The 24,440-nt window shown below is 58.8% G+C and carries 18 protein-coding genes and 1 tRNA gene; 15 read left to right on the plus strand and 4 right to left on the minus strand.

Annotation, left to right across the window (positions count from 1 at the left end):
* Positions 1-21 precede the first annotated feature (21 nt).
* Positions 22-8,178, plus strand: coding sequence for a DUF637 domain-containing protein (locus HBO10_RS09375; RefSeq protein WP_080757642.1), 8,157 nt, complete (start codon positions 22-24; stop codon positions 8,176-8,178).
* Positions 8,175-8,576 carry a hypothetical protein gene (locus HBO10_RS09385; RefSeq protein WP_054896839.1) on the plus strand — a complete coding sequence of 134 codons (402 nt, stop codon included), beginning with the start codon at positions 8,175-8,177 and terminating at the stop codon, positions 8,574-8,576. Before HBO10_RS09375 ends, HBO10_RS09385 begins: the two co-directional genes overlap by 4 nt.
* Before the next feature lie 1,061 nt (positions 8,577-9,637).
* On the opposite strand, the gene HBO10_RS09390 is transcribed toward HBO10_RS09385, so the two are convergent.
* Positions 9,638-9,895, minus strand: a complete 258-nt coding sequence (locus HBO10_RS09390) for a hypothetical protein (RefSeq protein WP_005783616.1) — start codon at positions 9,893-9,895, stop codon at positions 9,638-9,640.
* 254 nt (positions 9,896-10,149) lie between these two features.
* Between HBO10_RS09390 and HBO10_RS09395 the strand changes: the two genes are divergently transcribed.
* The 7 genes from HBO10_RS09395 (at position 10,150) to HBO10_RS09425 (ending at position 16,196) form a co-directional block, all read left to right on the plus strand.
* Positions 10,150-10,842, plus strand: coding sequence for a hypothetical protein (locus HBO10_RS09395; RefSeq protein ID WP_034125434.1), 693 nt, complete (start codon positions 10,150-10,152; stop codon positions 10,840-10,842).
* A gap of 453 nt (positions 10,843-11,295) precedes the next feature.
* Positions 11,296-11,976: a CsgG/HfaB family protein gene (locus HBO10_RS09400; protein ID WP_005783620.1), complete on the plus strand. Its 681-nt coding sequence runs from the start codon at positions 11,296-11,298 to the stop codon at positions 11,974-11,976.
* A 29-nt stretch (positions 11,977-12,005) separates the two neighbouring features.
* Entirely contained in the window at positions 12,006-12,368 is a 363-nt protein-coding gene (locus tag HBO10_RS09405; protein ID WP_034125435.1) for a DUF4810 domain-containing protein, read from the plus strand.
* Positions 12,365-13,015, plus strand: coding sequence for a DUF799 domain-containing protein (locus tag HBO10_RS09410; protein ID WP_005783625.1), 651 nt, complete (start codon positions 12,365-12,367; stop codon positions 13,013-13,015). Before HBO10_RS09405 ends, HBO10_RS09410 begins: the two co-directional genes overlap by 4 nt.
* 201 nt (positions 13,016-13,216) lie before the next feature.
* A complete protein-coding gene (locus HBO10_RS09415) occupies positions 13,217-14,845 on the plus strand; it encodes a VWA domain-containing protein (RefSeq protein WP_034125436.1) in 1,629 nt (542 codons plus the stop codon).
* Positions 14,846-15,039: 194 nt separating this feature from the next.
* Positions 15,040-15,612, plus strand: a complete 573-nt coding sequence (locus tag HBO10_RS09420) for an RNA polymerase sigma factor (protein WP_034125437.1) — start codon at positions 15,040-15,042, stop codon at positions 15,610-15,612.
* Positions 15,609-16,196, plus strand: a complete 588-nt coding sequence (locus HBO10_RS09425) for a hypothetical protein (protein ID WP_034125438.1) — start codon at positions 15,609-15,611, stop codon at positions 16,194-16,196. Before HBO10_RS09420 ends, HBO10_RS09425 begins: the two co-directional genes overlap by 4 nt.
* 48 nt (positions 16,197-16,244) lie before the next feature.
* Here HBO10_RS09425 and HBO10_RS09430 read toward each other — a convergent pair whose 3' ends face one another.
* A complete protein-coding gene (locus HBO10_RS09430) occupies positions 16,245-17,276 on the minus strand; it encodes an SDR family oxidoreductase (RefSeq protein ID WP_034125439.1) in 1,032 nt (343 codons plus the stop codon).
* A gap of 116 nt (positions 17,277-17,392) precedes the next feature.
* Here HBO10_RS09430 and HBO10_RS09435 point away from each other — a divergent pair, with 116 nt between their 5' ends.
* Complete coding sequence (locus tag HBO10_RS09435; RefSeq protein ID WP_034125440.1) at positions 17,393-18,268, plus strand: LysR family transcriptional regulator; 876 nt, start codon at positions 17,393-17,395, stop codon at positions 18,266-18,268.
* Positions 18,269-19,495: 1,227 nt separating this feature from the next.
* Here the strand turns inward: HBO10_RS09435 and HBO10_RS09445 are convergent.
* Complete coding sequence (locus tag HBO10_RS09445) at positions 19,496-20,566, minus strand: hypothetical protein (RefSeq protein ID WP_080757648.1); 1,071 nt, start codon at positions 20,564-20,566, stop codon at positions 19,496-19,498.
* 600 nt (positions 20,567-21,166) lie between these two features.
* Positions 21,167-21,243 (minus strand) — tRNA-Arg (locus tag HBO10_RS09450).
* A 216-nt stretch (positions 21,244-21,459) separates the two neighbouring features.
* On the opposite strand from HBO10_RS09450, the gene HBO10_RS09455 reads away from it, so the two are divergent.
* The 5 genes from HBO10_RS09455 (at position 21,460) to HBO10_RS09475 (ending at position 24,416) form a co-directional block, all read left to right on the plus strand.
* Positions 21,460-22,155, plus strand: a complete 696-nt coding sequence (locus HBO10_RS09455; protein WP_169921972.1) for a Crp/Fnr family transcriptional regulator — start codon at positions 21,460-21,462, stop codon at positions 22,153-22,155.
* A gap of 87 nt (positions 22,156-22,242) precedes the next feature.
* Positions 22,243-22,785: a sigma factor-like helix-turn-helix DNA-binding protein gene (locus HBO10_RS09460; RefSeq protein WP_052199925.1), complete on the plus strand. Its 543-nt coding sequence runs from the start codon at positions 22,243-22,245 to the stop codon at positions 22,783-22,785.
* Positions 22,786-22,888: 103 nt separating this feature from the next.
* Entirely contained in the window at positions 22,889-23,116 is a 228-nt protein-coding gene (locus tag HBO10_RS09465) for a RebB family R body protein (RefSeq protein WP_003187543.1), read from the plus strand.
* A gap of 18 nt (positions 23,117-23,134) precedes the next feature.
* Positions 23,135-23,707, plus strand: coding sequence for a hypothetical protein (locus tag HBO10_RS09470; RefSeq protein WP_034125444.1), 573 nt, complete (start codon positions 23,135-23,137; stop codon positions 23,705-23,707).
* A 67-nt stretch (positions 23,708-23,774) separates the two neighbouring features.
* On the plus strand, positions 23,775-24,416 hold the full coding sequence (locus HBO10_RS09475; protein WP_229999321.1) for a hypothetical protein: 642 nt from the start codon (positions 23,775-23,777) through the stop codon (positions 24,414-24,416).
* Positions 24,417-24,440: the final 24 nt, after the last annotated feature.

A 24,440-nucleotide genomic window follows, 5' to 3' on the forward strand; every position in this document is an offset into this window, starting at 1 on the left:
CCGCTGCATGAGAGCCTGACAATGGATGTTCGCCAATTCGCCTTCCTGGCCCGCCAACCTTCTGCCGCCCTGAAGCGCCGGGACGCGTTCTTCGGCCTGCCCAAGCGCGGGCTGGCGTTGATCCTTGCCAACGCACTGTTCTGGCAGCCGCTGCTGGCCCAGGCCGAGGGCATTGTGGTGAGTGCGCCGGGCACCACCGTGGGCGCGGCGGGCAATGGCGTGCCGGTGGTAAACATCGCTACCCCCAATGGCGCGGGCTTGTCCCATAACCAGTTCAAGGACTACAACGTCGGCCCCAACGGCGTGATCCTCAACAACGCCAACGGCACCATGACTAACACCCAACTGGGCGGGATCATTGTCGGCAACCCCAACCTCAAGGGCGGCGCGGCGAACGTCATCCTCAACGAAGTCAACGGCGGCAGCCCCAGCCAGTTGCGCGGCTATACCGAAGTGGCGGGGCAGTCGGCCAAGGTCATCGTCGCCAACCCGTACGGCGTGACGTGCAGCGGTTGCGGCTTTATCAACACCCCCAACGTCACCCTCACCACCGGCAAACCGGTACTCGATGCAAGCGGCCAGTTGCAGCGCTATGAAGTGGATGGCGGCGCCGTGACCATCGACGGCGAAGGCTTGAACGCCAGCAATGTCGAACGCTTCGATATCATCACCCGCTCGGCCAAGATCAACGCACAAATCAACGCCCGCGAACTCAACGTGATCGCCGGGCGCAACGACGTCGACGCGCAAAGCCTGAAAACCACCGCCCGTGCCGATGACGGCAGCGCCAAGCCCGAGCTGGCGATCGACTCCTCGGCCCTGGGCGGCATGTATGCCGGCGCGATCAAACTGGTGGGCACCGAGGCCGGTGTGGGCGTGAAGCTCGACGGCACGCTGGCGGCCAGTGGTGGCGATATTCAGCTCGACGCCAATGGGCGCCTCAGCATGGCGCAGGCGGCGGCCACCGGTAACGTCAAGGTCACCGCGCAAAACGTCGACCTCACCGACAAGGTCTACGCCAACGGCAACGTGCAGGTCACCAGCGCCCAGGCCCTGGTCAACCGCAAGAGCATCGCCGCCGGCCAGCGCATCGAAATCAACGCGGCCAGCGTGAACAACCCCGGCATCATCGAAGCCGGCGTCGCCGCCGATAACAGCCGCAACACCACCGGCGATCTGGTGGTAAACGCGCAAACCGTCACCACCAGCGGCAACCTGTTGGCCAGCCGCGCACTGGCGATTACCGCCGCGCAGGCGCTGACCAACCAGGGCGCGATCATCCAGGCGAAGACCGTCGAGGTCAGCAGCGCCAAACTCACCAACCAGGGCGCCAGCGCTCGCCTGTTTGGCGAGCAGAGCCTGGCGATCAACTCGCCGGCCATCGTCAACCTCGGCGGCTTGATCCGCTTCGGCGAAGGCCAGGCCGCCACGCTCAACAGCGCCTCCCTGGACAACCGCCAGGGCCGTATCGAAATGGCCGGTGGCCGCCTGGTGCTCACCAGCGCCGACCTGAACAACAGCGGCGGGCAAGTCATCGCCAACGACCTGACCGTCAACGCCGGCAACCTGAACAACCAGAACGGCGTACTGGTGGCCAAGACCGCGACCGTCACTGCCAGCAACCTCGACAACAGCCTCAAGGGCCTGATCCAGGCTGACGGCGGCGCGCTCAACCTCGCCGTTACCAACACCTTCAATAACAACCAGGGTTTCGCCCAGGCCAGCACCGACCTGAACGTGAAGGCCGGCCCCCTCAGCAGCAACGCAGGCGGCGTACTGAGCGCCGACACCGGCAAGCTCACCCTCACCGCCGCGCAACAGCTCAACAACGCCCAGGGCCGCTTGCAGGCCGGGCAGGGCGATGTGGAACTGCACGCCGCCAACCTGGATAACCAGGGCGGCACCATCGTCGGCAAGCAACTGCTGCTCGACGTGGCCGGCGGCGATATCGACAACCGCGCCGGGCGCGTGTTGGGTGACCACCTCGACGTGCGCGCCTCGGGCCTCGACAACCGCAACGCCGGCCTGCTGGCCGGTGGTGCCCAGGGCGTAAGCCTGCTGCTCAAAGGCCCGGGCCAGTTGCTCAACGCCCAGGGCCGCATCCAGAGCGAGGGCCTGCTGCAACTGCAAGGCGAGCGCTTCGACAACAGCGCCGGCATCCTGCTGGGCCAGACCGTCGACGTCACCGCGCAGACCTTCACCAACAGCAACAAAGGCGCGCTGGTCAGCGATGGCGGTGATGTGGTGCTCAAGGTCAGCGACCTGCTCACCAACGTCGGCGGCCAGATCGACGCAGGCGAACGCAGCGTGCTGGTCAAGCAGCTCACCACCCTCAACAACGACGGCGGCACCCTGCGCGGCAAGCGCCTGGACATCGCCGCCCAGCACCTGAACAACGACAACGGCCAACTGCTGGCCGGCGCCGAAGGCCTGAGCTACAGCGGCCAGGATGTGAGCAACCGCAAGGGCCTGATCCTCAGCGGCGGCGCCCTCACCGAACTGAACACCACCCGCCTGGACAACCAGGGCGGCACCGTGCAGGGCGACAGCCTGAGCGTCACCGCCAGCAGCGTCGACAACGCCAGCGGCGGCCTGATGGCCAGCCTGGTCGGTAACCTGCAACTGACCGTAGAAGCCCTGGCCAACCGTGGCGGCAAACTGTTCGGTAAAGAACAAGTGACCGTCAGCGGCGCCAGCCTCGACAACAGCGCGGGCGGCCAGATCAGCGGCAACCAGATCAACCTGACCTCACGTGGCACCCTCAGCAACCAGGGCGGCCTGATCGAAGCCAACCAGGGCCTGACCCTCACCGGCGGCAACCTGGACAACAGCGCCGACGGCCAACTGCGTGCCCTGGGCGGCGCCAGCAGCAAGCTCAACCTCAGCGGTGCGTTGAACAACCAGAACGGCACCCTCGAATTCGGCAGCCAGGCCTTCAGCCTTGACGCCGCCAGCGTCAACAACCAGAACGGCATGTTGCAACACGCCGGCACCGGCCTGTTCCACCTCAACACCGCCAGCCTCGAAGGCAGCCAGGGCAATATCCAGGGCATGGGCAGCGCCGACTGGGCATTCGGTAAAGTCGACGGCCTGGGCCGTGTGCAACTCAACGACGTGCTCACCTACAAGAGCGACCAAGGGCTGGCCCTCAAGGCCGGTGACCGCATGGCCAGCGCCAAGGGCTTGATCCTCAACGTGGCCAGCCTGGACAACGGCGGCGAACTGCTCAGCGACAGTGACATCAGCATCACCACCGGCGATATCACCAACAGCGGCCGCGTCTCGGCCCTGCAAACACTCACCGTCGCCGCCAACAACCTCAGCCAGAACGGCGGCCGCCTGGCCGCAACCAATGCGCGCCTGACCCTGGGCGGCACCCTGGACAACCTCGGGTTCCTCACCGCCCGCCAGCAACTGGACATCGCCGCCGCGCAAATCAACAACCGTGGCACCCTCGGTGCCCAGGGCGCAGTGAACCTCACCGCAGTCAACGGCATCACCAATGCCGCCGATACGCTGCTGTTCAGCGGCGGCGACATGACCTTGCGCAGCAATGGCTTCAGCAACAGCTATGGCGATGTCTACAGCAAAGGCAACCTGAGCTTCGCCGCCCGCGATGGCGGGCGTGCCGTGCTGTTCAGCAACCGCTCCGGCACCGTGGAAAGCGAAGGCTCGATCGCCATCAATGCGGGCTTTATCGAAAACGCCAAAGATGAATTCGAACTCGGGCAAACGCTGACCACCGGCAGCTTGAGTTGGATCTGTGGCCAGCACTGCGGCGAGAGCGACAACTGGGAACGCGGCGAGATCACCATCTACGAGACGTACCTTGAGGCGGCGACCAAGGACTCGGTAGCGGCGCGCCTGGTGGCGGGCAAAAACATGCTGCTGCAAGGCGACAACGTGCAGAACCGCCACAGCCTGATGGCCGCCAATGGCGACCTGAGCATCACTGCCGGTGACCTGCTCAACCAGGGCGCCGCCACGCGCACGGGCCAGCGCAAGCTTGTCATCGGCACGCCAGGTCACGTCTCCGACGATTTGTTTGAACGCATGCAATATGTCGATGTGCCCGCGTTCAATGCGGCCACGGCGGCCGGGAATTTCGACAAGGCGCGCTTCGAAGAACTCAAAAGCCGCTCACCCAATAGCCTGCCGTTCGCCTACGCAAGTGACGTCACCACCTGGACCAACAACAGCGGCCCCGGCTACGACGCCACCCTGCAAGCGGGCGGCACGGTCAGCCTCAATGTCGCCCGCACCCTGCAAAACGGCACGCTACACAACAACACCCTGGCCCAGTTGACCGGCACCCTCGGCGACGACCAGACCGGCATCCCCGTCGGCGGCATCAACATCAACCTGAGCAAACACGCCAACGACCCGAGCGCCCAGGCGCCCGGCAGCGTATTGCCCGTGGTAGGCGTGGCCCCTGGTGGCGGCTTCGTGCCCGTGGACTACACCGGCACAGCCTTCGCCCCGGTCGACCCCACCACCTCGCCCACCTTCCAACTGCCCAAGGGCGAGTACGGCCTGTTCGTCAAAAACGCCGACCCCGCCAGCCACTACCTGATCGAAACCAACCCCGAGTTCACTTCCGTATCGGGCTTCCTCAGCTCCGACTACCTGCTCGGCAAGCTCGGCTTCAACGCCGACAACGCCTGGCGCCGCCTCGGAGACGGTCAGTACGAAACCCGCCTGATCCGCGACGCCGTGCTCGCGCAAACCGGCCAGCGCTTCCTCGCCGGCGGCCTGTACAGCGACGCCGACCAGTTCCGCTACCTGATGGACAACGGCCTCGCCAGCAAAGACGCCCTGCGCCTGAGCCTGGGCGTGGCCCTCACCGACCAGCAAGTCGGCGCCCTGACCCACGACATCGTGTGGATGGAAAACCGCGTCATCGACGGCCAGACCGTGCTCGTACCGGTGCTGTACCTGGCCCAGGCCGACTCGCGCAACGTGCGCGGCAACAGCCTTATCCAGGGCCGCGACCTCAACCTGGTCACCGGTGGCGACCTGATCAACGTCGGCACCCTGCGCGCCAGCAACAACCTCTCCGCCATCAGCAGCGGCAGCATCTACACCGGCGGCCTGGTCGAAGCCGGCAACAACCTCAACCTGCTCGCCCAAGACAGCATCCGCAACGCCATGGCCGGCGAAATCCGCGGCAAACAAGTCAGCCTCACGGCGCTCAAAGGCGACATCACCAACGAGACCACCGCCATCCAGGTACGTGACGGCGCCGGCATGCGCACCCTCACCGACACCAGCGCCGGCACCATCGTCGCCCGCGAAAACCTCGCCATCGACGCCGGCCGCGACCTCACCAACCGAGGCGCTCTCACCGCTGGCAACGACGCCAACCTCACCGCCGGCCGCGACCTCAACCTCATCGCCGCCAGCGACACCCGCGTCAAACACGAAACCCGCGACGGCGGCGAGAAATCCAGCATCACCACCGACGTCAAAAACCTCGCCGCCAGCGTCACGGCGGGCGGCAACCTCAACATGCAGGCCGGGCAAGACGTCAACATCATTGGCAGCACCGCCACCGCCGGCAAAGACCTCAACATCGCCGCCGGCCGCGACCTCAACGTCGCCTCGGTCAGCGACATGCACAACGTCGAGGGCAAGGAAAAGGACGGCAAAAAGCGCATCAAGACCTCGGACGACCAGACCACTCAAGTGGCGAGCGTACTGACGGCGGGTGGGGATTTTGTCAGCCAGGCGGGGCGTGATACCACGATTGTGGCGAGCAGGATCAGTGCGGGGAATGAGGCTTATCTGTATAGCGGGGATAAGTTGAGTTTGTTGGCTGCGCAGAACAGCACCTACAGCCTTTACGACATGAAGGAGAAGGGGGGCTGGGGCGCGAAGAAGACCAAGCGTGATGAGGTGACCCACGTCACGAATGTGGGGACTGAGATCAAGACTGGTGGTGATCTGTCACTGGTCAGTGGCGGTGATCAGTTGTATCAGCGGGCCAAGCTTGAGAGTGGTAACGACCTGGCGATCACCAGTGGCGGTGCGGTGACGTTCGAGGCAGTCAAAGACCTGCACCAGGAGAGTCACGAGAAAAGCAAGGGTGACCTGGCTTGGACCAGCGCCAAGGGCAAGGGTAATACCGACGAGACGTTGCGCCAAAGTGAGTTGAAGGCACAGGGTGAGTTGGCGATCAAGGCGGTTAACGGGCTGAAGATCGACATTAAACAGATTGATCAGAACACGGTTAGCCAGACGATTGATGTGATGGCCAAAGCAGACCCACAGTTGGCTTGGTTGAAAGAAGCCGAGAAGCGTGGGGATGTGGATTGGCGGCAAGTGCAGGAACTGCATGATTCGTTCAAGTACAGCCATTCCAGCTTAGGCCAAGGAGCCATGCTGGCGATCATCATCGTAGTGACAGTTTTGACGGCTGGGGCCGCAAGTAGCGTCGCGGGCGCTGCTGCGGGTGCCAGTGCCGGGTCTGGTACGGCAATGGCTGCGGCAGGCAGTTCGGCTATGGTCTCAGCTGGTACGGCGGTTGGGACCGCAGCAGCCGGTTGGGGCAACGTTATGGCAACTGCTGCGTTAACTTCAGTTGCCAGTGGAAGCACCGTCAGCTTCATCAATAACGGCGGAAACATCGGTGCAACTTTTCAAGACATTACGTCAAGCAAAGCCTTGAAGGGGTATGCAACTGGGGCGTTAGCTGCAGGTTTTACCGCTGGCGTGCTTGATCCTGCGTTTGGTGTAACTGGCGACAACGTCAATCACATTACAAAAGGGTTTGACCTCAGTTCCGCGTCTGACATCGGTAGGTTTGCCGTCTATTCGGGGGCGCAAGGAGTTGCCCAAGCAAGTTTAAGCACTGCTATTCAAGGCGGTAGTTTTGGAGACAATCTCGGTAGTTCCCTACGGTCGCAGTTGCAGAGCACGTTGCAAGCGGTCGCCTTTAACGCTGTAGGCGATTACTCGAAAGGCCAAAAATGGTCAGAATCAGGGCCTCAAAAAATCGCTCTGCATGCTTTGGTTGGCGGGCTTTTGAGTGAAGCTGGCGGCGGCAGTTTTGCTACGGGCGCTCTCGCTGCTGGAGCTAACGAAGCACTGGTAACCTCACTGGCGAAAGTGGTAGATGGCGATCCAGCGTTGTTGCTAGCCGCTTCGCAATTGGTCGGAATTGCGGCCGCTGGTGCGACTGACGGTGACGTGCAGAAAGGTGCTGAAATCGCGAAAAATGCCACGGCCTATAACTACCTAAATCACCATGAAGTTGATGATTTAGTTAAGGATTTGAAAGGGTGCCGTGGGGCAGCCAGCCCTTCATCCTGCCGTAGCGATGTGGCTACTAAGTACGCAGGAATCAGCGATAAGAAAACTGGCATTACGCTGCTGAAGTGTGATGATCCTACGAGTTGTAATGCGCAGCGCCTAGACGTGGAGGCGGGTAATGCAGCGCTGGATAAATATGATCAGAGCGGCGGGCTCAACAAAGCAGAACAGTCTATCGTTCGGGGCTTCCAAGATAAGAATCAGGACGACACGCGCCTCGCGGTGCAGCAAACTATGAAGGGTGATCATGCCGAAATGGTTGGCATGATGTTCGGCGGTGGGTTAGGAGGGGCAGGTAAGGTTGCTGGGCGAGTCGTTGAAGGAGCAGAGTTAGGAGCAGCCAAAGGCGCTGCGTCTAAGAATGCAAACGCAACAAGCATGTTTACGGATTCCGAAACCGCTGCACTGGCCGAGAGGAATGTTATAGAAGGGGCGGCTAAGGGCGCGGCTCCGAAAGTAGCCGCAGAGGGAAAGGTAGGTGGACAAACCTTCCAAGACGTCAATCAGACCTCTCGTCCGCTCAACGAGGCAGACCCGAAAATACCTTCGTTGATCACGGATAGGATTGCAGATAAAGCTGCTACGAATCCTGGCAAGCTTTATCCAAACGGAAATATGAAAGATGCCCACGCAGAAATAGGTGTGATTCAGCAAGCATATAGCTCTGGTAAAACTGCGGGGGCGGACATGTCCATGACGGTCGCAGGAAAAGATGTATGCGGTTTCTGCAAAGGTGACATTGCTGCTGCCGCAGAAAAAGCTGAGTTGAAATCGCTCACCGTGAAAGCTATAGATGATAAAACGGGACTTCCGAAAAACTATTACTGGGAGTCAGGCATGAAGTCCATTAAGGAGAAAAATAGATGATAATTGGAGGGTATACACTTAATCCTGAACACGGTAGATTGCAAATCCCTCTTGTTCGCCAACCGTCCCTGGAAGATGTGAAGTCCATTATAAGCAAGTATAGAAAATTTGACGGTGTCGCTTCGTTGTCTATTTCACCGACGCCTGAATATGGACCGTATGAAATCAATCTTTACGCTGATTCTGGAAATTATCTTTTGATGCTAAATCAATACCTTGAAGATGGTGAGCACGTCGTGCGTACTCTTAATAATACGTCGATGGGGACAAGTTCAGTTGAGATTTTGGGCGACTATTACCCGGCGAGTTTCATAACTAGAGATATAGGTGTCGTTACTTCTTGTTTTCAAGAGTTTTTGAATTTTGGTGATGTGAGTTCGTTCGTCTTGAGTGCATAGAAATAATAGAAATGTAATAAAAGAGTAAAAGGGGACAGATTTATTTTAATTCGAGATGGCGGTAAAGCCCTATTAAATAAATCTGTCCCCTTTATTCCAGTCACGGTACTCCAGTCAGCAATATATTAAACCAAATTCCAGGGTTTAATGGGTTTGCTACATTGCACGATGGTTGGATGATTAACTTGAAAGCTCACAAACAAGCTGATATGTCGTTTTTTGAAAATTTGGGCAGCATGCCGCCTGCTCTGCTTGTAAATTATGGAGCACTGTACGATAAGTACCGCCCAGCAATTGAGTCGCAGAAAAAGCGTGAAAATTAATAAATGGCTTTTGGTAGTATTATTGTCGGCCTTGGCTGGCTGCGCACCTTCCCATTCCAATTGGGAAAATGGAATGAATCTATGGGTAGGTACTCATTTCGATTCCCACCTTTACAAAGACTGCACTCGAGGATGTGGCGACTCATATTGGTCGCCTGTAAATAAAAATAAGACCTTTGATAAGGTTGTTGATGAAAACGGAGGCAGGCGGTATTACATAAGTTGGATTAGAGATTGTCGATATTCGGTTTTTGTCGCTGCGGATCGGCTAATAAAGTCATGGAGATACGAAACTTCTAACGTAAAAGGATGTTATGTCTTTTAACTGTTGTTTTAAGGGAAAAGAAAAGAGAGAAAAGGGGGCGAGAGAAAAGGAAGAGAAAAGGGGGCGGATTTATTTAAATGGCTAAGTAAAAAATAAATCTGTTTCGAATGGAGCTGCGATCGAAGGGGACAGATCTATTTGCATGGAGCCGTTTCGGTGAAGAGTCGAATATAGGATATATTTTTTTTAGAGCAGAAAAGGGGGCAGATTTATTTAAATTAGAGTTGAAGAGCATATTAAATAAATCTGTCCCCTTTTGTTCCTGAAATCGTAGATATGTTACCCGGTGTTTTTGCCTATGCAATACCTACTGGGGTAGGCGTTTGGATACAGTCCTGGTTGAAAAATCGTAAAGAGAGTGGCCAAGGGAATTGAGCGCAAAGCGGGCGACACAAAGGCCGCCCGATTTTCACTCAGGACGGATCGGCATTAAGCCTGCGACTGATGACATCCAGCAAATCACACCCATCGCGCAGCGGAATGGCCAGCAAATGGGCGAAGTCTGAAAGTACTACGGCATCGCTGCTGAGTTGTTCGCGGAAGGCCAGGTTTTCCAGCAGTTGGGTGACGGCCCGAATGCGGTGCACGGCGGCGTCGTGAAGGACGTCGAGAGGTGCCTGGGTGTCGATGATCAGGGCTGGGACGGTGCAGTCGTGGCCGGTTAGGGGAATGTATCGATTCATCATTAAGCTCTCTGGATTATTGAGGGCTCGTTCTTCGGGTCGCCAAACCCGGTCGCTTTTTGAGCGACGGCCGGACTATAAGCCGCACCACCAAGCCCGCGCAAGGCATCAAAATGCCGCTGCTTCGGAGCGTGCCCGCAGCCGCTAACGTCTTGCCACCTATTGCCGACATACTGCCCACGAACAAACGCACTACGACTATGCAAATCCGAAAGCCTCACCCCAAACATTAAAGGACCAATGTGAAAAACCTCCTCCTCATTCTCTTCGCCACCCTCATCCTCGGCGGCTGCGTCAGCCACCCCCTCACTCCCGAAAACCGCGCGCAGATCAAGACCGTCAAAGTCCTGCCCGTGAAGTGGGAAAAGAACATGGTGTACTTCGGCCGCGATCAGGCCTGGGGCGCGGCCCTGGGGGCCGGGGTTGGTGCCGGTGTTGGCATGGCCAGCGGGGCGTCCAAGCTGGGTACTGCGGCGTTGAGTGGCGCCGGGTTTGCCGGCGGCATGAAGCTTGGGCAATTGGCCGAGATGCCGACGCCGGTGGCTATTCTGACGGTGATGGAGGCGGAAAAACTCGATGTAGGCGTGTTGCTCAAGCAGGGCTTTGTCGATGAGTTGGGTAAGACTTCGACGCTCAAGGTGGTCGGCGATGATGAGCCCGCCGATGCGCAGATTCAGCTGACCGTGTCCGAGTGGGGCTTTCGCCTGACCCAGGGTTTCAGCAGTGTGATTTACCCGACCCTTAACGTGTTAGCGCAGATGGATCGCGGCGATGAGATGGTCTGGCGCACCTTTGAAGCGGTTACGCCGTTCAATGGCCAGAACGTCTATGGCTACACGCCGCTCACTTACCGCACTGACCCTGAAGCCTTGCGCCGGGCGTTGACCGGGATTACGCAGATCTCTGCGCAGTATCTGGTGAAGGAGCTCAAGTAGGGCTGTGCGAAGGCTGGCGGCTGTTGGTGGGCGGGCTTGGGCTAATGCCAGTGAGTTAAGGATTTTTTTGTAGGAGCGAGCTTGCTCGCGCAAAACCTACAGGCGCCGCGTTTATTCAGAAAGCACGCTTTATCGTTGACGTTTTTCGCGAGCAAGCTCGCTCCTACAGTAGACGTGTGCTTATGAAGGCCGTGTGTCTGTTGCTGCACTACTGCTTTCGCAGGCAAGCCAGCTCCCACATTTGATCTTTGTTGCTTTGAGTATTGCGGTCGGCAGTAGGCTAAGCCCCCCGACCTATGGCCGAAACAACTTGAGAACCGCTCTCGACCCCGTAAAATGCCGCAGCCGTTGCATCACCGTCTTTCAGGGAAGAATTCAGGCCAGCACGTTTTCAGGCTGCCTATCTCCTTGGAAAACCCAGCAACGCTGATTTCCTCACCCAAGGAGCACCCTGTGAAGACACTGTCCAAAATCCTGCTGTCGGGCCTCACCGCCGCGGCGCTGTTGACCGTGGCCGGTTGCGCCACCGAGAGCAACCGCGCGATGCCGGTGGAGCAAGTCGCCAGCGCCCACGTGGCCTATTCCGGCGTGCGTGTGCCGATTGCCGTGGGCAAGTTCGATAACCGCTCCAGCTACATGCGCGGCATCTTCTCCGATGGCGTTGACCGTCTCGGCGGCCAGGCCAAGACCATCCTCATCACCCACTTGCAGCAGACCAACCGCTTCAGCGTGCTGGACCGCGACAACATGGGCGAAATCTCCCAGGAAGCCAAGATCAAAGGCACCGTGCAGAAGCTCAAGGGCGCTGACTACGTAGTGACTGGCGATGTGACCGAGTTCGGCCGCAAAGAAACCGGCGACCGCCAGCTGTTCGGCATTCTCGGCCGTGGCAAGACACAAGTGGCCTACGCCAAAGTCGCGTTGAATATCGTCAACATCAACACCTCCGAAGTGGTGTATTCCACCCAGGGTGCCGGTGAGTACGCGCTGTCCAACCGTGAAGTGATCGGCTTCGGCGGCACCGCCAGCTATGACTCCACCCTCAATGGCAAGGTGCTGGACCTGGCCATGCGCGAAGCGATCAACCGCCTGGTCGACGGCATCAACGCCGGCGCCTGGAACCCGCGTAACTGATCAGCCACACCACAAGGAGCAGTACACGGATGAGCAAGGCAGTGAAATTGGCGCTGACGTTGGCAGCAGTCGCGACGGTAGCCGGGTGCCAGACGGCGCCCCAGCCCCTGTATCAATGGGAGAGCTACCAGCCACAGGTTTACGAGTACTTCAAGGGCGAGCCCAAGGAAGCGCAGGTGGAAGCACTGGAACGCGATCTGCAGAAGATCAACGCCAGTGGCCGCAAGGCGCCGCCGGGCTACCACGCGCACTTGGGCATGCTGTACATGAACATGGGCAAGGATGACCAGATGGTGCAGGAGTTTCGCACCGAGAAGGCCCTGTTCCCTGAGTCTGCTGCGTACATGGACTTTCTGTTGAAAAACGCCAAGACCGGAGTCGCCACCAAATGAGCCTGTTAAAACTCACCGGCGCCTTGCTGGCCCTGGCGTTGCTGGGCGGTTGCGCCGCACCCAAGACGGTTGATTATTCGGCGTACAAACAGGCGCGGCCCAAGTCGATCCTGGTACTGCCGCCGATCAATGAATCGCCGGAAGTGCAGGCGTCCTACAGCCTGGTGTCGCAAGTCACCTACCCGCTGGCCGAAGCCGGCTACTACGTGTTGCCGATTGCCCTGGTGGACGAAACCTTCCGCCAGAACGGCCTGACCACCGCCAACGATATCCAGGCCGTACAACCGGCCAAGCTGCATGACATCTTTGGTGCGGACGCGGCGCTGTACATCACCATCAGCGAGTACGGCACCCAGTACATGCTGATCTCCAGCGACACCTCGGTGACGGCCTCGGCCAAACTGGTGGACCTGCGCACCGGCACCACCCTGTGGACCGGTTCTGCGCGGGCGTCGAGCGAGGAGGGCAACAACAACGGTGGCGGCCTGGTGGGCATGTTGATCACGGCGGCGGTCAAGCAGGTGATCAACAGCTCCACCGATGCGGCACACCCGATTGCCGGTATCACCAGTGCGCGGCTGCTGTCGGCAGGGCAACGCACCGGCATCTTGTACGGCCCGCGTAACCCCAAATACGGCACGGACTAAGAGAACACCGCCATTCAACTGTGGGAGCTGGCTTGCCTGCGATAGCGGTGTGTCAGGCAGCCTTTCCAGCACTGGCCCACCGCTATCGCAGGCAAGCCAGCTCCCACATTGATCGGGGTGAATTTCGAGGGTTTAACCCGAACCCAACCTATCTCGCGTCTGACCTTGTGAACGGCTCATTCATTCACGAGGCTCAGCCCCATGTCCCGCCCTCTGCTTTACCTGCGTCCCGCTGCCCAAGGCTTCACCGTTACCCTGCTGGTGGCGCTGGCTGGGTGTGGGCTGTCATCGTCCCCCGAAGTCTCCAAACCGGTTGAACCGGCGCCTCTCGCCGAGCTGCACAGCGCGCCGATCCAGAATGCAGTGGTCAAGCGGATGGCCATGCCGGCACCAATGAGGGTGCGGGAAATGGCGACGATGGACTACCGCAGCGAACCCCGCGAGCAATACGCCAACCTGCCGGATAACCCGGTGCATAGCGTCGCCGAAACCCCGGTCTCCACCTTCAGCGTGGATGTCGACACGGGCAGCTACGCCAACGTACGGCGCTTCCTCAACCAAGGCCGCCTGCCGCCCGAAGGCGCGGTGCGATTGGAGGAAATGGTCAACTACTTTCCCTACAATTACGCCCTGCCCACCGACGGCTCACCCTTTGGCGTCACCACCGAAGTCGCCACCACGCCGTGGAACCCGCGCACAAAACTGCTGCGCATCGGCATCAAGGCCTCCGATAAAACCGTGGCCGAACTGGCGCCCGCCAACCTGGTGTTCCTGGTGGACGTGTCCGGCTCCATGGACCGCCGCGAAGGTTTGCCGCTGGTCAAGAGCACGCTGAAATTACTGGTCGATCAACTGCGTGATCAGGACCGCGTATCACTGGTGGTCTACGCCGGTGAGTCCCGCGTGGTGCTCAAGCCGACTTCCGGTCGCGATAAAACCAAGATCCGCAACGCCATCGACCAACTCACCGCCGGCGGCTCCACGGCGGGCGCGTCCGGCATCGAACTGGCCTACCAGATGGCCCGCGAAGGCTTTATCGACCAGGGCATCAACCGCATCCTGCTGGCCACCGACGGCGACTTCAACGTGGGCATCAGCGACTTCGACAGCCTCAAGCAGATGGCCGTGGCCCAGCGCAAAAGCGGCGTATCGCTGACCACCCTCGGCTTTGGCGTGGACAACTACAACGAACACCTGATGGAACAACTGGCCGACGCGGGCGACGGTAACTACGCCTACATCGACAACCTGCGCGAAGCACGCAAGGTGCTGGTAGAGCAACTCAGTTCCACCCTGGCCGTGGTGGCGCGGGATGTGAAACTGCAGGTGGAATTCAACCCGGCCCAGGTCAGCGAGTACCGCCTGCTGGGCTATGAAAACCGCGCCCTGAAGCGTGAGGATTTCAACAACGACAAGGTCGATGCCGGTGAGATTGGCGCAGGGCACACGGTGACGGCGCTGTATGAAATCGTGCCCAAGGGCGAGAAGGGCTGGTTGGAACCTCTGCGTTACGCCGACGCGCCTGCGACCGAAGGCAAGTCCGATGAGCTGGCGATGCTGCGGGTGCGCTACAAACCAGCTGCGGGCGGTAACAGCCAGTTGATCGAACGCCCTATCGCCAACCAGGCCACCCCAGCCAGCGACGACCTGCGCTTCTCGTCTGCCGTGGCCGCCTTCGCCCAACAGCTCAAGGGCGATGGCCGCTACACTGGCACCATGAGCTTGCAAGACACCGCCAAATTGGCACGCTCGGCCCGCGGCGATGACCCCTTCGGGCTGCGCAACGAATTCGTGCAACTGGTGGAGTTGGCCCAAAGCCTCAAACCCTGACCTCGCTCACAACCGAGATCAAATGTGGGAGGGGGCTTGCTGCTAAAGCTTTTTGTAGGAGCGAGCTTGCTCGCGAAAAACTCACAGGCACCGCGTTTATCCAGGAAGCACCCGTTATCGTTGACGTTCTTCGCGAGCAAGCTCGCTCCTACAGTAATCCTGCTTCGGCTGACCAAAAGGAGTTCGCCCATTACATGGCCGTTCCAGACGACTCACCCAGCGACGAATCGCTGCTGGCCCGCTACCGAACCGGTGACGCTGCCGCCTTCGAAGCCTTGTACAGCCGCCACCGCCAGGGCCTGTACTTCTTCCTCGTGTCCCTATGCAACAAAGCCGAACTGGCCGAAGAAATCTACCAGGACACCTGGCTCAGCCTGATCCGCAGCACCACCCAGCCACAAGGCCGGGCGAGTTTTCGCACCTGGTTGTTCCAGATCGCCCGCAACCGCCTGATCGACCACTGGCGCAAGCACGGCATCCACAACCCCCTGCATGACAGCTACGATGAACAGCTCCACGCCCAGGCCGATGACAGCGACGGCCCCGAGCAGCAACTGACCCTCAGCCGCGACCAGGCGCGCCTCGACGCGGCCCTGCAAGAGCTGCCCGAAGACCAGCGCGAAGTGTTTCTGCTGCGCCTGCACGGCGAGCTCGAAATACCGCAAATCGCCACCCTCACCGGCGCCCCGCTGGAAACCGTAAAAAGCCGCTTGCGCTACGCCCTGCAAAAATTGCGGCGCCTGCTGGCCGAGGAGGTACCCGTATGACTGACTCCCGACACACCCCAGACGACGCGCTGCTCCAGCACTACCGTCAACACAGCACGGGCGAACCGCCCGCGTCCCTCGACGCCTTTATCCTCAACGCCGCCCGCCGCGAAGCCCCGCAGCCGCAACCCAGCCTGTGGCAACGCTGGCTGCAAGCCTGCCAACGCCCGCGCTGGCAAATGGCATTCGCCACCGTCGCCGGGTTGGCACTGATGATCGGCGTGGTCATGCGCTCCCCCGTGCCGCAACCCGAAATCTCCACCGCGACATTCTCTGCGCCGCACCACGAAGAAGCCGCCCAGCCAGCGCCGCAAGCCTTCTCCGCCCCCGCGCCAATGGCCCGGATGGCGATAGCGCCACGGGTTGAAAGTGCGCCTGCTCAAGCCGAAAGCGCAGTGGCGGATCAGCCAGCGCTGAAACTCAGCAAACGGGCGCTGCCGACGTTGGAAGCAGGTCTGCAGGAAATTGTGAACCTGCGTCGAGCGGGCGAAACCAGGGCCGCGGATGAAAAACTGCTGGCGCTGTACCAACGCTTTCCCGAGGAGGACTTGCCGGCAAGGCTAGAGGCGTTGCAACAGCATTGAACCTGTCGCCAAGAACCAGCCCCAGGCCTGTCGACCTGGGGCTTTTTATTACAACCCGCCGTAGGCCCGGGACCACGCCACCGTGTCCGTGAGGGTCTGCTCCAATACACGAAAACTCAGCCCCAGTTCCTCTTCACTTTTGCGATGGTCAAAGCGGGTACGGTGCTCCTCGCGTATCAACAGCCGCAACGTCGCCATGCTCAGCAAGATGGGCTTGCCGGTCAGGTAGGCGTAGGCCTCTTGCATCGCTGCCAACAGGTACAGCGCGGGCAGCGGCAGTTGGCGGGAGGGCACCTTGACCCCGGCAATACTCCCCAGCACCGGAATCAGCTGGCGCATGGTCAAGTTGCGACCGGCTGCGAGATAACGCTCGCCCCGTCGCCCGCTCTGGGCGGCAGCAATGTGCGCCCAGGCCACATCGCGGGCATCGACCAGCGAAAAGGTGCCAGGAATCAGCCCCGGCAACTTGCCGTTGATCACGTCCCGGACCAACTGCCCCGAAGACGTCGGCCCACGGTCACCCGGCCCCCACATCCAACCGGGCAAAACCATGCAGGCGTACATCTGCGGATGGCTTTCAAGAAACCTCAACACCTCCCGCTCAGCCAGGATCTTGCTGCGGTAGTAGTCGTCCGCATCGGTCTCGGCCCGCAGGCACGTCTCGTCGATCGGTGTACCGGGGGCGCCGTCGAGCACGGCAATCGACGAGGTGTGCACAAACCGTCGCACACCGGCGTCATACGCCTGTTGCAGCAGGGCTCGCGTACCGACGACATTGATCTTCTCCAGTTCCTCCCAATGGCTGCCGCCCTTGTAGTTATCCCGAAAAAACGCCGCGCAGTGAAACACCGTATCGCAGCCTTGCAACGCCGCCGCAAAGGCATCCACATCAGCCATGTCTCCCACCACCTGTTCCACACTCGGCAAATCGCCGAACTGCTGCGCACCCTTGGCCGCCGAGCGCACCAGCGCCTTCACCGCATAACCCCGTGCGACCAGCTCCCGTACCAGGTTATTGCCCAGCAAGCCGGTGGCACCGGTCACAAAGGTGCTGCGCAAGCGATTGGGGTTCGTGTTCATACAGGCCATTCCATTTGTTGAGAAGGCCAGTAGATATACCGGTCAGCCCGCGCCGTAAAAACAGCGCCTGCGGCATAATGGCTTTGCACATCTGCACACCAGGGAAGCGCGGAGATATGGCATTGCAGGCAAATTGGGACGATCTTCGACTGCTGCTGGCAGTCTCACGGCGCGGCAGCTTTTTACAGGCAGGCCAATTACTGGGTATCGCGGCCTCTACCGTCTCCCGCCGCCTCACCCAACTGGAAACCGCCCTGGGCGAACCACTGGTGGAACGCGGCGTGGAAGGCTGCCGGCTCACCTCCCGAGGCCAAGCCCTGGTAGACGTCGCCCTGGCAGCCGAATCCGGCCTGCGCCGCCAGGCCCCCGCCGACGGCACGCCAGCAGCCCTCAGCGGCACCGTGCTGGTGAGCGCCGGCGAAGGCTTTTCTGCCAGCGTGCTCGAAGCCGCCAGCCGATTCACAGCGCAGCACCCAGGCTGCTCCGTAGAGCTGCAGGTCACCACCGACTTCCACAAAATCGTACGAGGCGTGGCCGACATCGCCATACGCACCGCACACTTGGGCGAACCTTCCCTGATCTACCGAGGGCTGGGCAAACTCGCTTACGGCGTGTTCGCAACCGCCGAATACCTGCAACGGTTTCCTGCGCTAACGCCAGCCACTGCCGCCAGTATCGCCTTGCTGCCACCGCTGGACTTGCTACCGCAAATGCGCGCCGCGAAAGCTGCCGGGCTGGACCATGCGCCGATTAGGGTGAGTTCGTTTGCGGTGCAGCTTGAATCGGTGAGGCGGGGGATGGGGGTGGCGGTGTTGCCGCGTATTTTGGCGACGGGGTTGAGTGAGGTTTTCCAGGAGATAGAACTGCCGGCGATGGAGGTTTATTTGGTTACGCGACCGCAGGCGTTGAAGCAGGGGCATATTCAGGGGTTTTTTGGGGTGTTGGAGGGGGTGTTGCGGGAGGTGTTGAGGGGGGATGGGTCGGTGGCGTAAGGGGATTAGGGTGTGGCGTAGTACTGGGCATCGTTCGCAAAAAACTAGATCTCCCGACCTAGGGCTTTTCCATTCATATCTGGTGCCCCGGTGTCATTTGGACCTGGGGGTGAGGCGCACGTTTTTAAAGGTCATTTGTATCTTTTTAAGGGATACACTTGGGGATACACGGCGCCGGCTGCTGGGGTGTTTTCGGTCGGTTTTTCGCTGGCTGAAAAAACCGTCGAGGTTCGTTGCTCCACCCCCCCGACGAACGGCTTTATCATCTTGATAAAGCCGCCACAAGCGCAAAGTTATGGCCATCGCCACCACTCCTTTGATGTATCAGTCCAAAAGTGGCCCGATTATCTCGTTCTCCACTTTTGAGGCGCCACACTTTTGCGGCGATTACGCTGGCGCCGTGTGGCGCTCCCCTCCCACACAGAGGCGTTCTTGCTATTTCCCTGCGCCAGCACCACCCGGATCAGGGTACTGGTCATTCGGGTGCGTTCATTTTACGTATTATCCCGACCAGACGAGTATTGCCGGATCAGACTTCCTCGATGCTAGGGTCTGACTCCTGCTGAGGCGCGATAAGATTTGGTGATGCTATAGCTCCTCGGCTTGGAAGGGGGCCGACATCCTCTCGTCGAGCACCCTACAGATCTACTGTGAAGACTTCAAAATCGAAGGCTATAATCGCTCCATGCTAAATCCAACCGAAATACGACCTCTCCTTAAGCAGTGGATCACGAAAGTGATGCCCCATGATGCTCAGGATGTCTTCATTGAAGAGCTTTGCTTTATTGATAAGGCTCGGCGGGCAGACCTCGTTCATGCCAACGGGAAGTTGAGCGCATTTGAGATAAAGTCTCACGCGGATACTTTGAGTAGGTGGAGAGGTCAGCAAGAGGCTTATTTAGCGTGTTTTGATGAGGTGTGGCTTTGCTGTCATTCGAAACACTTAATTAAGGCGCTAGAAGTCTCTATTCCCACTGTAGGAATACTGGTAGTAGACGATTATTCAGGAATGGCGATGGTAAGAAGCGCCAAGTCGAATAGGTCGCAGGATAAATTCCATTTGACGGGTTTTTTATGGCGGGATGAGCTCGACTCTCTGGCTAAAAGCTCCGGTGTCAATGTCCGCGGGAAGGACCTGATTAAGGATGTGCGCCATAAAGTTAGCGACGCACTTCCTCTGGTGGAAATTAGAGCTTGCGTTTTGCGAGCTCTTAAGAGTCGATATTCTTAGATGAGATCGTCAAAATCTAATTCATCAAACTCTTCATTAGCGTCGTCGGTTATAGATAAAATCATTGCGCAGATATGCTGATTGATTCTATAACCGTTCCATGTTCCATTGTTGCCGTATCCCGTAGAGGTTGCGACAATTCTGGAGTACTCCCGAGTAGCCCAACAGAAATCATCACCATGGTAACCTGGTAGGCTTCTAACCTCTTGTGCTATTTCAATATAGTTTGCAAATTCTTTATTTCCTCCTTTCCTTCTTTGCCACCATTCCGTTGGAGTGTAATAACAGCCGAATGGTAGCACTGGCATCCCTGGAATGTACTCCATCGGTGCGGTCGGGTTGGTTGCCGCGTAATCGCCGTATGTGGGGCTAGGATTTATGCCGTTGCGGTCAATGTTTGACTGCCAAGCGACGTCATAACAAGCAGAAGATCGAGAGGTATTAGACGCTGGTTTGTCGATAGGGAATGAAGTGCTAAGCAGTACTACGCTTTGTAAGTTGTAAACATTAAGCTGTTTCAAGGAATGGTTAAATTCGGAGCCTGCAGCCGTACTTGCTGGTGAGGTTGCCCCGAAATCCAGTACCACATGCGCGAAGTTAGGCAGATTTAGAGAGTCTAGAATTGATAAAAGTCTGGCCCAAGATGCAGAGGTCGGTTTTTCAGGGCAGAAGACTCGAATTGCAATTTGGTTGAAATTTCGCTCTGCAGAAAGCGCCAACTGGATAACGTCTCTTTGCGGATCATCGTCGGTCCATGATATTACTGGGATTATATTGTTATTTGATTGTTGGGTGTTTAGAAAAAACTGCTGCTTATTTTCAAAGGCATCACTAGCATTGTGAAGGTCGTTGCCTCCAATGAAGTCCTCTCCGACGTCTTTTCTTACTCTAGAGACATCTAGGAAAAATGGGTGATCAGTCCAGGTTGCCAAAAATGTCTGTAAGTGTCTGTCGTCATCTCCTCTCATATCTAAAAGAGGAGTAAATACATCTCTCCTTTCAGGCTCCAGATTGATGAGAGCTTTTATATCGTTTTGCCCTACCCTTAAGCATGCTACGTATTGCATGTCGCGCTCCTTGCATTTTATTAGGAAAAGTGGACTGTCGGGGAAAGTAATTAAAATTTCAGCGTGCCCCAATTGATGCTGAAAAGGGTTTGTTTTTTTGAATACTTTTTTATCGTTACGCCCTGCGTGGCAATGATGCTAGCCCATAGATGGCAAAAAGCCAGTCTGGCTGGATTTTGCAACCGGCAGTTTGGCGAGGTGGCAAGATGAACTGTTTCTGGTCCAGAGTTAACTAGTCGTCCCCTCTGGTAAATATTTGACGAGCATCAGTCATCAGCACGCAGCCTTTTACGCTGGGGGCAGCGTATTGCTTGCGTTGGGGGAAATTCAGACGAGACCCATCGGCGAAAATCCGTCTAGGGCCTGTCTAGTATTGCCTGGCGCACTAATAGCAAAAAGGGGACAGATTTATTTTCAAGCCGTCGTGAAGCCGCGTAAGGAGGGGAAACATCTCGTCAGTCGATGAGAAGCTGCTGTTGCTGCACAAGCGCTTTCCGAACGAGGTCTTATCAGCGCGCTTTGAGGTGTTGCATAAGCACTGAATCGCCACCCACAAAAAAGCCCCAGATCTCTCAACCTGAGGCTTTTTCATTTCATATCTGGTGCACCCGGCGGGATTCGAACCCACGACCCCTGCCTTCGGAGGGCAGTACTCTATCCAGCTGAGCTACGGATGCTTGTGCGGGCGACATCATACCCATGTCGACCTGATGCGTCCATTCCGGCATTTGCCCCGCCCCCTGTCGTCCATTTCCGACGAAAAATGGCTAATTGCCACCCTCATTCACAACTCCCCGCGCCGCACGTCCCTTTGTTTGCTTTGCTCTTGTGGCTTTAACCCGCTTCCACGCCGCAATTCCTCAGGTGAACGCATGCATTCCAAAGGAACCGTGATGCTCGATCTCCCGCTCAGACAAACCCTGCTGGCTCGCTCCGATTTGTTTCGAGGTATGCCGGAGCATCTCTTGCGCTACGTGGCCACCCATATGGTGGAGCGCACGCTGGATGATCGTGAGCTGTTGTATTTCAAGGATGACACCCTCGAATTCATTGCGTTGGTAGTGGAGGGCCGGATTTATTCGGTGGTGCATGGGCCGGATGGGCGCGAGCAGATTATCGGCAGTACTGGGGCCGGGCAGGTGGTGGGGGAGACGGCGTTGATCAAGGATCATGGGCGCGAGTCTTCTACCTTTGCCAGCGGGCCCACGCGGTTGTTGCAGTTGGGTAGCCGGCATTTTGGTGTGCTGTTTGAGGAGCCGGCGTTTCTGCGGCGTTTGTTGATGTTGATGATGCTGAGGTTGCTGCACGCCATCGAGTTGCTGGAGTTGGTGTGCCTGCATCGGCTGGAGTCGCGGTTGGCGCGGTTTTTATTGGCGAACCTGGGCGAGATCGACCTGGCGTTGGCCTTGCCCAGTGTGTCGTTGCCCGCAAGCCAAGGAGTGTTGGCGTCGATGCTGAATACCAGTCGCCCCAAGTTGAATGTGCAGCTGCAAGTGTGGCGGCGCAGTGGGGTGATCAGCGGCGATCTGGAGCGCATGGTGATCAACGATGTCGAGCATTTGCGGCGCAAGGCTTTTGCGCTGAATTAGTAGTGGCGGTGTTCCCCAGGTAACAGCGTGCCCCCGTCGTGCCCTCGCAGACTGGCCCTTCATCAAGGATGCACAGGAGTGCTGGCGATGGGGATGACTGTTCAATTCAAGGATCAATGGGCCGCCGATGACCGTTTGTTCGAAGCGAGTTGGCGCGCTGTGCACGGCGAGCTCAGGCGCCGGGCGTTGCGGCGGGCCAAGGGCAATCTGGATCAGGGCCAGGAGTGGTTGTCGGCCACGGCGATCAAGGCCCTGCTGTTTTTTCGGCGTTCGCCGGAGCGCATTCGCGACCCTCAGGGGTTTCTGTTTCTGGTGCTCGATCATGTGTTTCTCGACAGCGTGCGGCGCAGCAAGCGCGAGGGGCGGCTGTTCGATGATTCGGTGGACCTTGAGCACGATCACCTGGCCGCGCTCGCCGCGCCCTGCGCTTCGGTGCTGGAGCGGGTGGAATGCTATGAGCGCCTGGAGCAGATCGAAGCGCACGTCGCACGGTTACCGCTGTTGCAGCAGCGCTTGTTCGAGATGCGTTTTGTCGATGACCTGCCTTACCCGCAAATCGCTGCCGCGCTGCACGTGAAGCTGCCGCTGGTGCGCAAGCGTGTGCAACTGCTGCGCAGTGCCTTGCGCTGAAGGTGATTCACAGACGTTGGCGTGGGGCGTTCTAGTGGTATGAGCGCAGCACGCCGCCGCTATCCACACCCAAACCTGGGTGAATGCCATCAAGGAGAGATGTATGACAGAGGTCAACAGCCAGATCACCGACGCGGTCACTCAAACCAACGTCAAGGTGGTGGCAGAGGCGCCGGCCCAGGCCATCGCGTCGCTGTACCAGGTGGCCAGCAGCGCGGCGGGCCTGTCGTTGCAGAACGCGGTCAACAGCCAGCAGGCGATGAATCAGATTTCCAACGCGGTGATCTCCAAGGCCGTGGCGCTGATCATGCAGATTGGCGAGAAGGGCTGAGCCCTCGGGAGATCGATTATGTCGTGGTTCAGCAGAAAGAAACCCGCCGCCTCCCAAGCAACGCCCGCCGCCGATCCACCTGCGACGGCGCCCGCCGCACCGGCCTCGCGCTCGATCATGGCGCGCATGAACGAGCACCTGCTCAACCAGGTGAGCGCGCCGTCATCCGACAGCACGGCGGCGCTCAATAGCCAGATCGTGCAGGCGGTGCAGTTCACTAACGCGCAGAACTTTGCCTATGCGCCGGCGCAGATCGCGGTGCCGGCCGACATGATGATCAGCCAGGCGGCCGGGCTGGTGGCGCAAGCGGCGGCGGGGTACTTCGACGGGGTCAGCAAGATCGCCCTGGCGGCCCAGGCCGTGCTGCTCCAGCAAATGACCGAGAACATCGTCAAGGACAACCTGCCGGCCGCTGCCGAAGACGCCTTGGGCGCCCTGGCCACCGACCTGCTGGTGGGCGCCGCTGCCGCTGTGGCTGCCGCTGCCGGTGCAATGGAGGCCGAAGCCGCCAGCGTGGCCATCGACAAGATCGACCAGAGCATCGCCAAGTACGCCGACACCTTGGCCAACCGGGCCGCGCCAGCGGCCTGAACCGAGCACAGCGCTTCGGCGTTCTGCTGGAGCGGTGCAACAGCAACTTGAAAGCAACTTTTCTTGAGTGAGGAGCGACATCATGGACGTTGGAGATCTTATTTTTTCGGTGAAGCAAGAAGATGACAGTACGACGCGGGCTTTCATCAAAGCCGGTCAGTTGGTCAAAGCCAAGGTGTTCTCACAGGACACGACGTATCTGAATGTGGTCCACCCGGCAATTGCGGTGAGCAAGACCATGGTGATCGAAAGCGTCGGCACTGGCCTGGCGTTGACTGACGTGAGCCTGGAAAAACCCCCTCGCACCGCCATGGTGTTTTCCTGCCGTGACACTGAGCTGGGGTTTGCGGCGGCGCTGGCGGCCAAGCAGTTTTATTTCGACAAGCTCGGCGATGAAATCGACGGCAGTTATAGCGCGTGGAACGCGATGCTTTCTGCATTCAAGAACTGGAAGGCCAACGACACCCTGCAGGCTCGGATCAATGAGTCGATAGCGATAGGCAGCGGTTCCTTTTGCTCACAATTCGCGGCCAACGCTTATGAGGTCGGCAACCTCTACAACGCGGCCAATCTGGTTCCGCCACCGCCGGCCATCTTCAATCGGCAACCCTCAGCGATGACACCGGCAGAGCTCGCGACGTTCTGTGCTGCGTCGCCGCGTTTTTTCTTTGCCGGTTTCTGGGAAGACGGCAGAGAGGTGCGGCTTTAGCGGCCCTTTTGCAGGCGACGTAAA

Source organism: Pseudomonas sp. WS 5503, assembly GCF_012985385.1.
GTDB lineage: Bacteria > Pseudomonadota > Gammaproteobacteria > Pseudomonadales > Pseudomonadaceae > Aquipseudomonas > Aquipseudomonas paracarnis.

Bases quoted from the DNA above. Each gene is read 5' to 3' on its own strand.
- HBO10_RS09405 (WP_034125435.1), top strand. From the start codon at position 12,006: ATGAGCAAGGCAGTGAAATTGGCGCTGACGTTGGCAGCAGTCGCGACG.
- HBO10_RS09460 (WP_052199925.1), top strand. From the start codon at position 22,243: ATGGGGATGACTGTTCAATTCAAGGATCAATGGGCCGCCGATGACCGT.
- HBO10_RS09415 (WP_034125436.1), top strand. From the start codon at position 13,217: ATGTCCCGCCCTCTGCTTTACCTGCGTCCCGCTGCCCAAGGCTTCACC.
- HBO10_RS09425 (WP_034125438.1), top strand. From the start codon at position 15,609: ATGACTGACTCCCGACACACCCCAGACGACGCGCTGCTCCAGCACTAC.
- HBO10_RS09465 (WP_003187543.1), top strand. From the start codon at position 22,889: ATGACAGAGGTCAACAGCCAGATCACCGACGCGGTCACTCAAACCAAC.
- HBO10_RS09420 (WP_034125437.1), top strand. From the start codon at position 15,040: ATGGCCGTTCCAGACGACTCACCCAGCGACGAATCGCTGCTGGCCCGC.
- HBO10_RS09445 (WP_080757648.1), bottom strand. From the start codon at position 20,566: ATGCAATACGTAGCATGCTTAAGGGTAGGGCAAAACGATATAAAAGCT.
- HBO10_RS09435 (WP_034125440.1), top strand. From the start codon at position 17,393: ATGGCATTGCAGGCAAATTGGGACGATCTTCGACTGCTGCTGGCAGTC.
- HBO10_RS09410 (WP_005783625.1), top strand. From the start codon at position 12,365: ATGAGCCTGTTAAAACTCACCGGCGCCTTGCTGGCCCTGGCGTTGCTG.
- HBO10_RS09385 (WP_054896839.1), top strand. From the start codon at position 8,175: ATGATAATTGGAGGGTATACACTTAATCCTGAACACGGTAGATTGCAA.
- HBO10_RS09430 (WP_034125439.1), bottom strand. From the start codon at position 17,276: ATGAACACGAACCCCAATCGCTTGCGCAGCACCTTTGTGACCGGTGCC.
- HBO10_RS09455 (WP_169921972.1), top strand. From the start codon at position 21,460: ATGCTCGATCTCCCGCTCAGACAAACCCTGCTGGCTCGCTCCGATTTG.
- HBO10_RS09375 (WP_080757642.1), top strand. From the start codon at position 22: ATGGATGTTCGCCAATTCGCCTTCCTGGCCCGCCAACCTTCTGCCGCC.
- HBO10_RS09470 (WP_034125444.1), top strand. From the start codon at position 23,135: ATGTCGTGGTTCAGCAGAAAGAAACCCGCCGCCTCCCAAGCAACGCCC.